14 protein-coding genes and 1 pseudogene are annotated in these 14774 nt (G+C 49.0%); 8 read left to right on the forward strand and 7 right to left on the reverse strand.

What is annotated here, in order from left to right:
* Positions 1-42: 42 nt before the first annotated feature.
* The 3 genes from SYN6312_RS02605 to pyrF all read left to right on the forward strand — a co-directional run bounded on the left by SYN6312_RS02605 (position 43) and on the right by pyrF (position 2227).
* Positions 43-633: a DUF3611 family protein gene (locus SYN6312_RS02605; protein WP_015123310.1), complete on the forward strand. Its 591-nt coding sequence runs from the start codon at positions 43-45 to the stop codon at positions 631-633.
* 261 nt (positions 634-894) lie between these two features.
* On the forward strand, positions 895-1275 hold the full coding sequence (locus SYN6312_RS02610; RefSeq protein WP_015123311.1) for a hypothetical protein: 381 nt from the start codon (positions 895-897) through the stop codon (positions 1273-1275).
* A gap of 226 nt (positions 1276-1501) precedes the next feature.
* A complete protein-coding gene (pyrF, locus tag SYN6312_RS02615) occupies positions 1502-2227 on the forward strand; it encodes an orotidine-5'-phosphate decarboxylase (RefSeq protein ID WP_015123312.1) in 726 nt (241 codons plus the stop codon).
* 30 nt (positions 2228-2257) lie between these two features.
* On the opposite strand, the gene thiL is transcribed toward pyrF, so the two are convergent.
* The 7 genes from thiL to SYN6312_RS02650 form a co-directional block, all read right to left on the reverse strand.
* Complete coding sequence (gene thiL, locus SYN6312_RS02620; protein WP_015123313.1) at positions 2258-3250, reverse strand: thiamine-phosphate kinase; 993 nt, start codon at positions 3248-3250, stop codon at positions 2258-2260.
* Between the two features lie 80 nt (positions 3251-3330).
* Positions 3331-3783, reverse strand: a complete 453-nt coding sequence (locus SYN6312_RS02625; protein WP_015123314.1) for a hypothetical protein — start codon at positions 3781-3783, stop codon at positions 3331-3333.
* Between the two features lie 70 nt (positions 3784-3853).
* On the reverse strand, positions 3854-4117 hold the full coding sequence (locus SYN6312_RS02630) for a DUF3143 domain-containing protein (protein ID WP_015123315.1): 264 nt from the start codon (positions 4115-4117) through the stop codon (positions 3854-3856).
* A gap of 71 nt (positions 4118-4188) precedes the next feature.
* Positions 4189-4641 (reverse strand): J domain-containing protein, encoded by a 453-nt coding sequence (locus SYN6312_RS02635; RefSeq protein WP_015123316.1) that lies wholly within the window; start codon positions 4639-4641, stop codon positions 4189-4191.
* A 145-nt stretch (positions 4642-4786) separates the two neighbouring features.
* Entirely contained in the window at positions 4787-6007 is a 1221-nt protein-coding gene (locus SYN6312_RS02640) for a type II secretion system F family protein (RefSeq protein ID WP_015123317.1), read from the reverse strand.
* Between the two features lie 70 nt (positions 6008-6077).
* Entirely contained in the window at positions 6078-7175 is a 1098-nt protein-coding gene (locus SYN6312_RS02645; protein WP_015123318.1) for a type IV pilus twitching motility protein PilT, read from the reverse strand.
* A 92-nt stretch (positions 7176-7267) separates the two neighbouring features.
* Complete coding sequence (locus SYN6312_RS02650; protein ID WP_015123319.1) at positions 7268-9280, reverse strand: GspE/PulE family protein; 2013 nt, start codon at positions 9278-9280, stop codon at positions 7268-7270.
* Positions 9281-9528: 248 nt separating this feature from the next.
* Here SYN6312_RS02650 and grpE point away from each other — a divergent pair, with 248 nt between their 5' ends.
* From grpE to rsgA, 5 genes and pseudogenes are all read left to right on the forward strand, one after another.
* A complete protein-coding gene (gene grpE / locus SYN6312_RS02655) occupies positions 9529-10260 on the forward strand; it encodes a nucleotide exchange factor GrpE (protein ID WP_015123320.1) in 732 nt (243 codons plus the stop codon).
* 262 nt (positions 10261-10522) lie between these two features.
* Positions 10523-12329: pseudogene (locus SYN6312_RS02660) on the forward strand (Hsp70 family protein).
* A 17-nt stretch (positions 12330-12346) separates the two neighbouring features.
* Positions 12347-13483: a molecular chaperone DnaJ gene (dnaJ, locus tag SYN6312_RS02665; protein ID WP_015123321.1), complete on the forward strand. Its 1137-nt coding sequence runs from the start codon at positions 12347-12349 to the stop codon at positions 13481-13483.
* Entirely contained in the window at positions 13480-13722 is a 243-nt protein-coding gene (locus SYN6312_RS02670; RefSeq protein WP_015123322.1) for a sulfurtransferase TusA family protein, read from the forward strand. Before dnaJ ends, SYN6312_RS02670 begins: the two co-directional genes overlap by 4 nt.
* Complete coding sequence (gene rsgA / locus SYN6312_RS02675; RefSeq protein ID WP_015123323.1) at positions 13719-14753, forward strand: ribosome small subunit-dependent GTPase A; 1035 nt, start codon at positions 13719-13721, stop codon at positions 14751-14753. The genes SYN6312_RS02670 and rsgA overlap by 4 nt, the downstream gene beginning before the upstream one ends.
* Positions 14754-14774: the final 21 nt, after the last annotated feature.

A 14774-nucleotide genomic window follows, 5' to 3' on the forward strand; every position in this document is an offset into this window, starting at 1 on the left:
GGGGCAAGAGTTTTACAATGATTTTTTGAGGCAGTTGTTAGCATGAATCGTCTGCCAGGCCAAAGGAAACCCAAAGGCAAGGTCACAGAACCGATCCATCGCTTGGGTCAAGATCTACAGCGAATTGGCTGGATTGGGTTTTGGATTCAGGTCGTTTTTGCTTTTTTGTCATTAATTATCATCTTGACAGTATTTTTTGGCCGCAATTTTAATGCCAGCCAAATTCAAGCTCCCAATCGTTCCAATTTTGGCCTGATTTTAGCCTGTATTGGTTTAATTTTTCTCTCTATTGGCATTTATTGCAACTTTCGCTATCCGCAACTGGGTCGTCAAATGGATAACCCGGAAAAACGTCCCCCTAAAGCAGAAGTTCTCAAGTATCTCAAGCTGGGTCTCTGGGTCAATGTCTTGGGAATGGTGTTCACCGTCATCGCAGCGGAGTGGAATGTGGGGATGCTGCTGCTAAGAGTTCTCTCCCTGCCCCAAGGAGCCGCAGTTTATGCCACAGGGCTATTAGTTGAACCCATTGATATTTTTGTCGTACAGTCAAAGATTAATATTATTGCTGCTCAATTGACAGGAATTATTTCCGCGTTGTGGTTGCTACTGCGAGTCAATCAAAATCAACCCTAATTCAATCAAAATCAACTCTAATTCAATCACTAATTTAAATTCAAACCAGTCTCTTATTGTAGGGATAGTTCACATTAATATATTAAGTTATAATGCAAAATTCATTACTATTTCTCATGTCATCTTAAGGTAGGAGATACTAGCTGAATAAGAGATACTTGCAATGCTTGCGGAATAGCCTTAATCAAAAAGGTTATCAGCTTGCAAACATCCCTTGTTAAAGAGTGATTCGCTATTAAAAATACGAGACAAGGGGTATTTATGAAACTTTTAAACTGCTTTGTTTTAACCATGGGAGCTATCCTACTATCTTCCCAGCTTGCAAGTGCGGATATTGGCAATACGGCAACTCAACAGATGTGTACTCAATCAGGGAGCGATTCGGCCCCGCTGCCACCAAATCCAAATACAGATTGGGGTAATGGGGGACTCAATCGAAATCTTGATCGAATTGTTTACAAGCGTGAAATTATTGCCTATAAAATTAAGTGGAGTTCGGGCTGGAGTGTTTGGTATGTCAAGGGAGTTAATGATCTCTATTCGTTAACCACGCCCAGCGCCTCTCCGCCAGGGGCAGTTAATGCACGTCTCGCATGGATATATTTTGTTGATCACCAGCATCAATTTATTTCCTGCGATTGATAAAAGACTTAGCTGAGGGATAAGCGATGGGGCAAATCCAACTGGATGCGGACAAGCTCTCTATGTTTCTCTATGGAGTATTTTAGTCAAAACAAGAGAATTCACTGTCACTCCGATTGCGCTATCGTAAAATGAATCCATATTATGAGAGGAGTATCCTTATGGTGTGACGTTTGTATGCTCTACTAGTGTCAAAAATCATCTCTGTTTGATATATCTTATATTCATGTCAAAAATAATTCCTCAAACAATTGCTGAAAGAATCATTATTGCCCTTGATGTCCCAACAACCGAGGCTGCATTTAGATTAGTTGACCAAATTCCCCAGGCCAGCTTCTGGAAGGTGGGTTTAGAGTTGTTTCTTAGGGCTGGACACGAGGTCATTCCAGAACTGAAGGCTCGCCAAAAGCACATTTTTCTAGACCTCAAACTTCATGACATTCCCAATACCGTTGCGGCTGCCTGTCGAATCCTCGCGAACTATGGGGTGGACTTGTTAACTATTCATACAACGACTGGACGAACTGGCTTAAAAGCGGCTCAAGCTGCTCTCAAAGAATCATCTCAACAGTTGGGAATTTCGCCTGTAAAATTGTTGGGAGTGACCCTTTTAACCAGTTTTTCTAGTCGTGAACTAGCCTTTGATTTGAAAATCCCCCTCGAGTTACCTGACTATATTTTACAAATGGCCCTTTTAGCTCAGGAGTCGGACTTAAATGGGGTTATTTGTTCTCCTCAAGAAGCAACCATGATTCGCCAGGCCTGTGGAGAGGAATTTTTATTAGTTTGTCCGGGGATTCGTTTACCCAGTCAACAAAAGAAAGATGATCAACAGCGGACAATGACTCCCCAAGCCGCTTTCCAGGCCGGAGCGAACTACCTCGTGATTGGCCGGCCCATCACCCAGGCCACCGATCCTGCTCAAGCTTTCCAGACATTGCTTGAAACTTAGAGATTAGGAGAAGATTCTCCCCAATCAAGCCTAAAAATGCTGCCAGCGTTGGTCGGGATCAAGGGTCATGGTTTCAGTAGCAGTCATTAAGGTGATCCCCGGCCCAAGTGTAATTTCCCCAATTACTGCGGCATCGGCCCCAAGGTGAGGCATTAAGACTTTAGCGGCTTCCGGGGCTAGGGTTAAGACCAACTCAAAATCTTCCCCACCATATAGGCCCCAGGCCTGGCCTAATTCCCTTGGCAACTCCTTAACTAGGGGAAGTTGTTCTACCCAAAGGATGGCTCCCGTCTGACTTTGCTGACAAATTTGGATCACAGCATCCGCCAAGCCATCACTGCTATCCATCCCGGCAATCCTAGCTGTTGGTAAGTAGTGTTGAATGATCTCAATCACATCTAATCGGGGTCGGGGCCGTTGGTGGGTCTGAATCAGGGCTTGGCGTTGATGGGTGGTCAAAAACTCTCCCCAAGCTGGTTTTAACAATAGCTCCAGGCCCGCTCGCGCCGCCCCGTGGATCCCCGTTGCTAAAATCACATCCCCCGCCCGGGCCCTATGCCGATAGATTGCCGCTTGCGGATCTACTTCTCCCAAGGCCGTAATGGCTAGGCTTAACACATCTGACCGACAAACATCACCGCCTAAAATTGCCCCCCCCCCAAACTCTGTCAAGCAAGCTGCTAACCCCTGATAAATTTCCTCAACCCAGACCAAGGGTACATCCGGCCGTAAACTCAATCCGACTGTAATCCCCAAAGGCCTGGCCCCCATTGCTGCCAAGTCGGATAAATTTGCCGCGGCCGCCCGCCACCCCACATCCTCAGGGGTCATCGTCACAATCCCCGGCCGGGCCAGCCCTAAGCTAAAATGCACCCCATCTACCAACAAATCCGTTGTCACCACCACCTGTTGGCCGGGTGAGATTGACACTAAGGCTGCGTCATCCCCCACCACCTGGCCTGGACAGAACGTTTGGACAATTGCCAGTAGCCCAGACTCGCCAATATCCTTAACTAGGTGCATGGGAACATTGGCCTCAAATTCTCACGATCCAATTAGACCTAAGATAGCCGGCGAGCTAAATCATCACTGTTCCAGAATGGCTATTTTCCGGGCACTTCAACAACAACAGTAGCCGCAACAGGTTTACCCTGATAAACAATCTGATCATGATTATTCCCATTCAGGCTAACTTTAATCTCATTCCGGCCTGGAGCCAACGGGGGTAGAAAAAAGTCTGGACAATAGACACGGGTGACCATCTTGCCATTGATATACAAATGGCCATGACCTGTATTCACATTACTGGGGGTATTAATCGCCCCTGGCGTAAACTGGAAATTTGTTGTTTTAATCCTGAGGTTATAACCCCGTTTTTGATCAGGAGTGACTTCCAAAGCAATTGTTGGTGCAAGCTGACCCGCTCGGACTTCGATGATGCCATGACTATGCATTTCATGATGGTTTCCCCCCGCGACAGGCATCCCCAGACTTGGAAGAGGTAACAATCCTAAACCAACTACACTCAGGCCAACTAAACAACTACTTTGATTCATGATTTCAACAAACCAACAACCTGGAATATCTTATCCAAACTTGCTTACCTGTGAACCGATCTAGTAATGATCAGGGGCCAGCAAAAACCGCCGACTCGACATCTTCGCGACTGAGGGAATACTTAAAAGCACGTTTCATCTGATGTCCCGGTGCTTCATAGAGAACAGTGAGTTCCTCAATATCCAAGCTAATCCAGGCCTGCCATTGGGGTGTTTTAAGCTGCCAACAGTGTAATTGTTCCCGATGTTGGACACAGCCATGCTCCCGTAACCAGGCCTCGATCAGGGGCAGAGGATGATTGTAGAGGGGTGTATCCGGGGCAGGTAGGTTCATCAGGAATTTACTCAGACAAAAGCCAAGACAAAGCTCTCTGTAACCTAGCAAGATTATCTCAGTTCAAGCAACTAACTCCAGGCCTGGAGCATCAATTCTCCCCGACTAATGCCAACGACAATCGCCAAAACTAAGCACCCCAAAAACGCCAAGCCCAAGATAAACAAGGCAAAGATTTCCCCAGCCGATAAGGGCCGCTCTACCCCTTGCACCCCCAAGCCAACTCGCCATGAGTCCTTTTTATCTTGAGCTTTAGTCCCAGAGGCCGTAGTTTCAGCGTTTCCCCCCAAACTTTCTTGGCGCAGGTCGTATTGCTGCCGGAGGATTGGACTGTTTAAGACGGCATAGGCTTGGTTCAGAGCCTCAAACTTCTCCCGCGCTAAGGATAACGGCAACTGGGTCGTATCTGGATGATAGAGCTTACTTTTTTCCCGATAGGCCTGCCGTACTTGCACCAGAGATGCTGAGGGCTGAATTCCCAGAACATCATAATAAGTCAGCTTACGGGTAGAGGACTGAGACATATCGCAATGGACAGAGGAATGCAGGCAGTGTGAATAGAATCAGGTTAAATCGGATCGGCCAGCTTGAGTTGATATTTTCTCAACATCATAGGCGAGTGAACTCAATCTGTCATGGGTAAACCAAGCCGGGTCAGCTAACCTCCCCCTATTTAATCAGATCGAAGATCTTGAACATCGGCAAATACATCGCCACCAGAATCGAACCCACCATGCCCCCCAAGACCGCAATCATCAATGGCTCCATCACACTCGTTAAGGCTTTGACCGACTGCTCCACCTCATCCTCATAAAAGTCAGCCACCTTCATCAGCATCTTATCCAATTCCCCTGTTTCTTCACCAACATTGATCATCTGGGTGGCAAGGACAGGAAACACCCGCGCTCGTTGAATCGCAATACTCAGCATTCCCCCCGTTTGTACCTCTGCTTTGGCCGAGTCAATGGCATTGGCAATCACTTGATTTCCCGCAGTCTGGCTCACAATATCCAAGGAACGTAAAATAGGGACTCCAGAGCGGGATAATGATCCAAAGGTTCGACAAAACCGGGCTACTGCAGTTTTTTCCACCAACTCCCCAAACAAGGGCAATTTCAATAACAATTGGTCAAACATTAGCCGTCCAGGGGGAGTTTTATAATAAGCACGAATGCCAATCACCAGGCCAACAATGGAAATAATCAGCAAGGCCATGTACTGGGGAGTCCGTAAAAACTCACTCAAGTTCACCATGAACTGAGTAAAGGGCGGCAGATCTCCACCGAGTTGTTTAAAGATGCCATCAAAAACCGGAATTAAAAAAATCACCATCCCTAGGAAAATCCCCACTGCCAACAGCCCAACCACGACTGGATAAGCTAAGGCTGATTTAATCTGGTTATCAAGCCGGGCTTGGTCTTCCAAGAGCTTAGAAATGCGGTTCAAAACCTCATCCAGTACCCCCCCAGTTTCCCCGGCCTGGATCATCGCGACGTAGAGATTATCAAAGGCCTCCGGATGAGCCCGCATCGCGTCAGCCAGAGTCCCCCCCTGTTGAATATCGTTATTGACCGCCATCAGGACTTTTTTCAGCTTGGGATTCGTACATTGATCAGCCATCACCCCCAGGCCCCGCACCAGTGCCACCCCCGCATTCACCAGAGAGGCGAACTGTCGTGAGAAAATTGCCTTATCCTTCACCGTAATCTTGCTTAAAAAACTCAGGTCAAGGTCAGATTTAAGGGTCAGTTTCTGAGCTTCCTTAACCTCTAAAACCTGTAAGCCCTGACTCTGGATGGTAATCCGGGCATCACGAATCGAATCGGCGGTCTGCTTAACGGTCTTAAACTTACCCTGAGCATCTTTAACCCGTAATTCATAGGTCGCCATGGCTAAATTCCCTTTTTACCCCAGTGATGAACCCGACTTAAACACCCGTAACTACAGTTTCAACCTTGACTTAATGCATGCCGGCCGCTGCAACTCCACTGCCAATTAACCGCTGCAACTCATCTGCCCGAGACGACTTGGAAATAGCCGCTTCGTAGCTAATCATCCCCGATTTATAATAATCCGCCAAGACTTTCTCCAGGGTTTGCATCCCCAATTTGCCCCCGGTTTGAATCGCGGAGTAAATCTGAGAAGTTTTCCCTTCCCGAATCAGGTTAGAAATAGCTGGAGTCGTGATCATAATTTCCTGAGCCATGACCCGGCCGAACTCCCCTGGTTTAGGATTTTTCTTAGGAACCAAGGTTTGGCTGAAGACGGCCACCAAGGAGTTGGATAACTGCACCCGAATCTGAGTTTGCTGGGCCGGGGGAAAAACATCCACCATCCGATCCACGGTTTGGGGAGCCGAACTCGTGTGTAACGTTCCAAAGACTAAGTGCCCCGTTTCTGCAGCGGAAATCGCCAACTGAATCGTTTCCAAATCCCGCATCTCTCCTACCAAAATAATATCGGGGTCTTGCCGTAACGCCGCCCGTAAGGCATTGGCAAAATTCTTAGTATCCTCTCCCACTTGGCGTTGGTGAATTAAGCTTTTAATTGGTTCATAGACAAATTCAATCGGGTCTTCCACAGTCAAAATATGTTCGGCTCGGGTTTTGTTGATCAGATCGATCATGGCCGCTAGGGTTGTGGTTTTTCCCGATCCCGTTGGGCCCGTCACCAAGATCAGCCCCCTCGGTCGCTCAGTCATTTCCCGAACAATATTAGGTAAGCCCAGTTGCTCAAAGGTGGGAATTTTAGAACTGAGGGCCCGCAAGCAAGCCGCATAAGTGCCTCGATCCTTATAGACATTGACCCGAAACCGGGCCAGGCCCCGCACCCCATAGGAGCAGTCCAATTCCCAGTTCTGCTCAAGATGCTTCCGTTGCGTATTGTTGAGCATACTGAAAATTAACCGCTGGCATTGTTCCGGAGTCATCGGCTCATACTCAGTCGGTGTTAATTTGCCGCTAATCCGAATGTAGGGGGGCAACCCAGCCGAGAGGTGTAAATCAGAACCACCGCTGGCCACCACCTGCTCCATTAAGTCTTCGATCATTAATTCCATAGCTTTTATCCCTGAATATAGTTTTCCTAAATGTCTTACAATCTAACCAAATAGCTCATGACGAGGCTAACTTTATACCCATGCTCCATGACTTAACTCTCAAAACGAGGAGTCATACAGAAGGGACAGTCTAACCACTCCTGCTGTAGTCCGGCGCTACAGACGCGACATGTCAGGGCACTTTTGCGTTTAGCCTTGAGTTCCGACTCCAGGCCGGTATCAGTAAAGGTCACCCGCTCCACTTCTTCAAAGGTGGTATGACCTTCTTGAACCAGTTGCAAACTATAAGCCAGCAAGGTTTTCATCCCCTCTTCAACGGCAGCTTCCTTAATTTGCTCTGTAGGGGCTGCTTCAGTAATCAGAGATTGCAGTCGTTCTGTCACCCGGAGAATTTCATAGACCCCGATCCGCCCTTTATAGCCAATCCCCCCACATTTGCTACACAGTGGTGCACCAGATGCCTTTGCTACCTGAATCTCTTCTGCCGTGAGACGGTTGGCTTTATAAAAGGTAGCTTGTAAGCTCTGGGAACTGGATAAGCCAAACCGAGCCAGTTCTTCCCGAGTGGGTTGATAGGGAATCCGACATTCGGAACAGACCCGCCGCATTAACCGCTGGGCCACCACCCCAATTAAGGAGGCTGAAACCATAAAGGGCTCCACTTCCATTTCTGAGAGTCGAGCAACGGCACTGGCTGCATCATTGGTATGGAGCGTGGTTAAAACTAAGTGCCCAGTCAAAGCAGCTTCAATGGCGGTTTTAGCGGTTTCTTTGTCCCGAGTTTCCCCCACCAGGATCACATCCGGGTCTTGCCGCAAGAAGGCTCGGAGAATTTCGGAAAAGTTCATATTTTTTTCCCGAATCACCTGCACCTGGGTCAGGCCAGGTAGGGTATATTCAATCGGGTCTTCCGCCGTACTGATGTTGACACCGGGGCTGTTACACTCGGCCAAGGCCGAATAGAGCGTGGTCGTTTTTCCCGAACCCGTTGGCCCCGTGACCAGAATTAATCCGAAGGGTCGCTTGGTCATATCCCGGACAATGGCTAAGCTCTCAGGATCGGAAATCAATTTATCCAGGCCCAGTTGGGTAGAGGAGTTATCCAAAATCCGAAGGACAACCTTTTCGCCCCAACGACTGGGTAGAGTGTTGACCCGGAAATCAATCCGCCGCCCCTGGAATATCTTGCGGATCCGGCCATCTTGGGGGGCCCGCCGTTCTGCAATATCTAAATCTGCCAGAATTTTAAAGCGAGAAACTACGGCTGGGATAATTTTCTTAGGTAGGGGATCAAAGGCCTGTTGAAGAACCCCATCCTTGCGAAAGCGAATCCGTAAAAACTCTTCTTGGGGTTCAATATGAATATCCGAAACTCCATCCTGTAAGGCTTTGGCTAAGACTTTGTTGACCAAGGCAATAATTGGGGCATCTTCAGCACCTTTGAGGGCATCAACAAGGTCAACTTCCTGCTCCCCATCAGCATCATCCAGGCCCCCAATGGCATCCAAGTCTTCCTCAAGATCAATAGCCCCCAAGGCCGCCGGGCCAGTTTTAACGGATTCCTCTTGGAGTTGCTTTTCAAGAAATGGGGTGATCAGGTGTTGATAGTCTTCAAGAGTGATGACCATCCGCCGGAGCGTCAGGCCCTGCCCCCGTAACGCCTTCCCTAAGTTATCCACCGCTTCCAAATTATCCGGATCCACCATCGCCACTAGCAGATAGGGGGGATCACTTTCCCGGTTCATAGAAATTGGGATGGCCTGGTAGGTGCGACAAATATCGATAGCCAACACCGTCCCAATTAGCTGCCCAATTTGATCTGTGGGAAAGCGATTCAAGTCCGGATCAAGACAGTCAATACCGTAAATGACTTTTAGTTCAAATAATTGCTGCTTTTTATATTGACGTAAAATATCTGGGGGCATCGCTCGCCCAGTGACATCTTGGAGTACCTGTACCAGGGATCGTCCCGATTTCCGACTTTCGGCCATCGCCTCCCTGACTTGTTCAGAACTGGCATAACCGGACTCAACCAAAGCTTTTTGGGTCGGGGTATCATGCCGCCGCACGGTTAAAGCACGTCGTTGGGGAGGGGTATTGACCATAGGGAAAACCGGGAAATGGGAGCAGTGGGATCGAACTTGCCTCTATATTAAACAAAACTCTCTGAGAAAGTGCCGTTCTATGGGATACTCGGCTGGATTCTTAATGGTTTTCGGATTCCTGGGGCGGCGGTGGGTTAAGCTAAAAGTCAAGTGAGTTCAGGGAAATTAAGCAGTGCTTGCTTCAATCCTCCCAATTAGTGAACCCAAAGCATCCAATCTTGATGAGTTCAAGGTCTTCAAGTTTAACTATGGCAGCAGAAGTTACCCCAGCCCAACCTGAACCCGAATCTCCTGAAATGGTCAATCCCCATCATCTCGACATCTCTGACAACACCCCCCCAGTGGTGAATCCTGATTCAGAATCCCTCACCCCAGAAGCTACGGCTGATGCAGTCGAAAGCAGATCTTCAGATAACTCAGACGATCCCACTCCAGAAGTCATCGTTGCTCTCCAAGAGGCCATTACCCGGCTGTCCACAGAGGCTGATTCTTTTCGGCAACAATTAGAAGATCGGGATATTCAATACAAACGCCTCGCGGCAGACTTTGATAATTTTCGCAAACGGACTCAGCGGGAAAAAGACGAGTTAACGGAACAGATCAAATGTTCTACCATCACCGAATTGTTACCTGTGGTGGATAGCTTTGAGCGGGCCCGCGCCCATATTGCCCCACAAACCGAGGCCGAAGAGACCATTCACCGCAGCTACCAAGGGGTTTATAAACAATTAGTCGATTGCCTGAAACGGGTTGGTGTGGCCGCAATGCGCCCTGAGGGCAAACCCTTTGATCCCAATCTCCATGAGGCGGTCATGCGGGAAGTTTCCAGTGAATATCCAGAGGGGACGGTGTTGGAGCAGTTAGTCCGGGGTTATATTTTGGGAGAACGGGTTCTGCGCCATGCCATGGTCAAGGTGTCCATCCCTGGGGAAAGTCATCCTCCTGTTGATCCGGAAAACGCAGAAGCCAGTTCTAATTAGTGGCAAAATTATTGCTTTTTGTAATCGTTTTGTTTGCGATTCCCCAGGCCTGGGACAGTCTTAGGTCTGGCTACGGCTTCATAAATTTTTGAGAGTGCCAATGTTAAGATGACCTCATTAATGGGGTATTCTCCATTAAGAGCATGGTTAATTCAAAATAACCCGATTGGGTTTAAGTGTCCTTTCGACAAAGGATAAAAGCCAGCTTTTCATAGCACCAATAGTTCACCACATAATCGTCCTAACACCACAATTTATAGTCATGGGCAAAGTCATCGGCATTGATTTGGGTACTACCAACAGTTGTGTGGCTGTCTTAGAGGGGGGAAATCCAATGGTGATCCCCAATGCGGAGGGAGGACGAACGACTCCGAGTATTGTGGCTTTTGGTAAATCCAGTGAGCGCCTTGTCGGGCAGTTAGCTAAACGCCAAGCAGTGACGAATGCCGAAAATACCGTATTCAGTATTAAGCGGTTTATTGGTCGGCGTTGGGATGAAACCCTTGATGAGCGGGCCCGAATTTCCTATGGTTGTGTCCAGGGCAAGGATAACACCGTTAATGTCAAGATTCGCGACAAAGAATATACCTGCCAAGAAATATCGGGGATGATCCTGCAAAAGTTAAAACAGGATGCCGAAGCCTATCTGGGAGAAACCGTAACCCAGGCCGTGATTACCGTTCCAGCCTACTTCAGCGATGCCCAACGTCAATCAACGAAAGATGCAGGTGCGATTGCTGGCCTGGATGTGATGCGGATTATTAACGAGCCTACCGCCGCCGCCTTAGCCTATGGAATTGACAAGCAAGATCAAGATCAGGTGATTCTGGTGTTTGACCTCGGGGGCGGCACATTTGATGTCTCCATTCTCCAATTAGGAGATGGTGTCTTTGAGGTCAAATCTACATCCGGGAATAACCATTTGGGGGGAGATAATTTTGATGAATGTATTTTAGATTGGCTCCTCGAAAACTTCCAGGCCAGTGAGGGTATTGATCTTTCACAAGATAAAATGGCTCTACTTTGAAGAATTAGTCGCTCACCTTGTCCAGGCCACGGTCGAACCCATGAACCAGGCTTTGGCCGATTGTGGCCTAAGTGTGGAGGAAATTGACCGGATTTTATTAGTCGGTGGCTCAACCCGGATGCCTGCTATTCAAGAAGCAGTTAAGACCTTTGCAGGCAAATCTCCCGACCGAGCCATTAACCCGGATGAAGCAGTTGCCCTCGGTGCTGCTATTCAAGGGGGAATTTTAGGTAAAGAAACCACCGTTAAAGACTTGTTACTTTTGGATGTCACCCCGCTGTCCTTGGGCATTGAAACCCTGGGGGGTGTCTTCAGTAAAATTATTGATCGCAACACCACCCTCCCCACCAGTAAAACCCAGAGCTTTTCCACCGCCGCTGATGGGCAAACTGTAGTTGAGGTTTCTGTCTATCAGGGGGAGCGGCCCTTAGTGGCTGACAATAAAGAACTAGCCCGCTTTGAGCTTTCTGGGATTCCGCCAGCCCCCCGCGGTGTCCCTCAAATTGATGTCACCTTCGATATTGATGCCAATGGCATTGTCAGCGTCTCCGCAGTGGATCGGGGGACTGGGCGACAACAAGCGATTACGATTACCAATCGGGGTGGCTTGAGCAGCATGGAAATTGAACGGATGCGCCAAGAAGCCCAAATTTACGCCCAGTCTGACCAACGAAAAAAAGAGGTAGCAGAACTCCGGAATCAAGCCGACAGTCTGCTTTATAGTTATGAGTCCACCCTCCAAAATAATGCGGCCCTCTTTACTCCTGAGGTTAAGAAAAATATTGAGCGCGTGATTGCCGGTGTCCAGGCCGCGATAGTTAATCCCGACGTAACCCCAGAGCAAATGAAGCGGCAACTAGAGGCCCTCCAACAGGCCTTGCTCAATATTGGCTCCATGGTCTATCAGCAGAGTACTAGCACAACATCCTCTGGGTCTTTTCCCCTCGGCCATGACCAATCGACCCAAGTCCTTAGCGATGATGCCACGGTGATCAGTGATAATGAAGGCACGGTCGTAACAGACTATGAAGCGGTTGATTAAATTAGGATTAAGGTTTTATGGCCCGTGACTATTACGAGGTATTGGGTGTTTCTCGCAGTGCGGATCAAGATGAACTGAAACGAGCCTATCGCCGATTAGCCCGCAAATACCACCCTGATGTAAATAAGGAGCCGGGGGCTGAAGACCAGTTCAAGGAAATTAATCGCGCTTATGAAGTCTTATCCGATGCTCAAACCCGGGCCAATTATGATCGGTTTGGAGAAGCTGGCGTGAGTGGGGCCGCCGGTGGGCCGGGGTTTTCTGACTTTGGCGATATGGGCGGCTTTGCCGATATTTTTGAAACCTTTTTTGGCGGTGGTTTTGGGGGAGTTGGGGGTGGTCAACGCACAGCCCGCCGCCCCGGCCCGACTCGGGGTGAAGATCTGCGCTACGACTTGAAACTGGAGTTCCGGGAAGCTGTTTTCGGTGGGGAGAAAGAAATTCGCCTGACCCATTCCGAAACCTGTGGCACCTGTAATGGAACTGGAGCCAAGCCAGGCACACGTCCAGTCACCTGTTCAACCTGTAATGGAGTTGGGCAAGTGCGGCGATCGACCCGGACTCCCTTTGGCAGTTTTACCCAGTTGTCTGTTTGTCCCACTTGTAATGGCACGGGGCAGATGATTGAGGAACGCTGCGAAACCTGTGGCGGTCAGGGGCAAACCCAAGTTAATAAAAAGCTGAAGATTACGATTCCGGCGGGGGTCGATACGGGAACACGCTTACGGGTTTCCAATGAAGGAGACGCGGGGCAACGGAATGGGCCGCCGGGAGATTTGTATGTTTATTTATTTGTCCAGCCGGATCCGGAGTTCCAGCGAGATGGCAATAACATTCTGACAATCTTAAAAATTAGCTACCTCCAGGCCATTTTGGGTTGTCGGATTCCGATAAATACGGTGGATGGCGAAGAGGAACTAACGATTCCCCCTGGCACACAACCCAACACAGTCTTGACTCTGGAAGATAAGGGTGTCCCCCGCTTAGGCAATCCCGTGGCGCGGGGGGATCATCTCATTACGGTGGAGATCGAGATTCCGACCAAAACCAACGCTGAAGAACGGGAACTGCTGGAAAAACTAGCGAAGATTCGCGGTGATCGGATCGGCAAAGGGGGCCTGGAGAACTTTTTAGGTGGGTTATTTGGGGGATGAACAAATCAATCGAAACCTTAGATCTGCGGGGAACGCCTTGTCCGTTGAATTTTGTCCGCACGAAACTTCGCTTGCAGCAACTCCCACCTGACCAGGTGTTGGACGTTTGGTTAGATGCGGGGGAGCCGATTGAGCAAGTCCCAGATAGCTTACGGATGGGGGGCTATGTGATTCATGATCTCCAGGCCCAGGATGATTTTTATTGCTTGTCCGTGTCTCGTCCCGATAACTTGGCATGACCGGGATCACTGTCATCAATCCGGTGTCGGAGTTGATCGGGACGGTGATGGCAGCCCAGGCCAATTATTACCGCGTCCAACTCAATGCCCCCACAGCCCCGCCTGGTCAGTTATTGTGCTTACGACGGGGCAAGTTAAAAAAACAAGGACAACAGGTACTAGTGGGCGACCAGGTGGTTATCAGCGAACCGGATTGGCAGTCTCAGCGCGGGATGATTGATCAAGTGTTGCCCCGTGATTGTGCCTTAACCCGCCCGGCCATTGCCAATGTCAACCAGATTTTATTGGTGTTTGCCCTACACGACCCGGAGCCAGACCCTTGGCAAGTGAGTCGGTTTTTAGTCACAGCGGAAGCCAGTGGTTTAGAGATTACCGTTGTTTTGAGTAAGGCAGATCTGGTTGATGGGGCAATACACCAGGCCTGGATTCAGCGCTTAAACCGATGGGGCTATCAAGAAGTTATTTTGCTGAGTATCTTGACTGGCCTGGGCTTACTGGCCGTCCAATCACTGCTCAACCATAAAATCACGGTCATCTGCGGCCCGTCTGGGGTGGGCAAAAGTAGTTTGATTAAACAGTTAATTCCTGAACAAGAGATTCGGATTGGGACGGTATCGGAACATTGGCATAAAGGCAAACATACCACTCGGCATATTGAATTGTTTCCCTTACCCACTGGTGGACTGTTAGCGGATACCCCCGGATTTAATCAACCCCATCTGGAGTTCTCCCCTTCTGATTTAGCGGCCTGTTTCCCGGAAATTCGGACGCGCTTGCAAATCCAGGCCTGTCAATTTCATAACTGTCAGCATCTCACCGAGCCGGATTGTGTTGTGCGCGGGGCCTGGGAGCGGTATCCCCACTATCAAGTTTTCCATCAAGAGTTAACCGCGGATCAAGACGCGGCGGCAACTACGCCCCATTTAGCTGCAAAACACACCCAACGCCTCAGCCAACTCTCTCGCAAAGCCCAACGCCGCCAAAGTCATCAAACCAGCCAAAGTCTATGGCTCGATGATGCTGATAGTTGAAAGTTTATATTGGGTGCTGCA

Source organism: Synechococcus sp. PCC 6312 (assembly GCF_000316685.1).
Classification (GTDB): Bacteria; Cyanobacteriota; Cyanobacteriia; order Thermosynechococcales; family Thermosynechococcaceae; genus Pseudocalidococcus.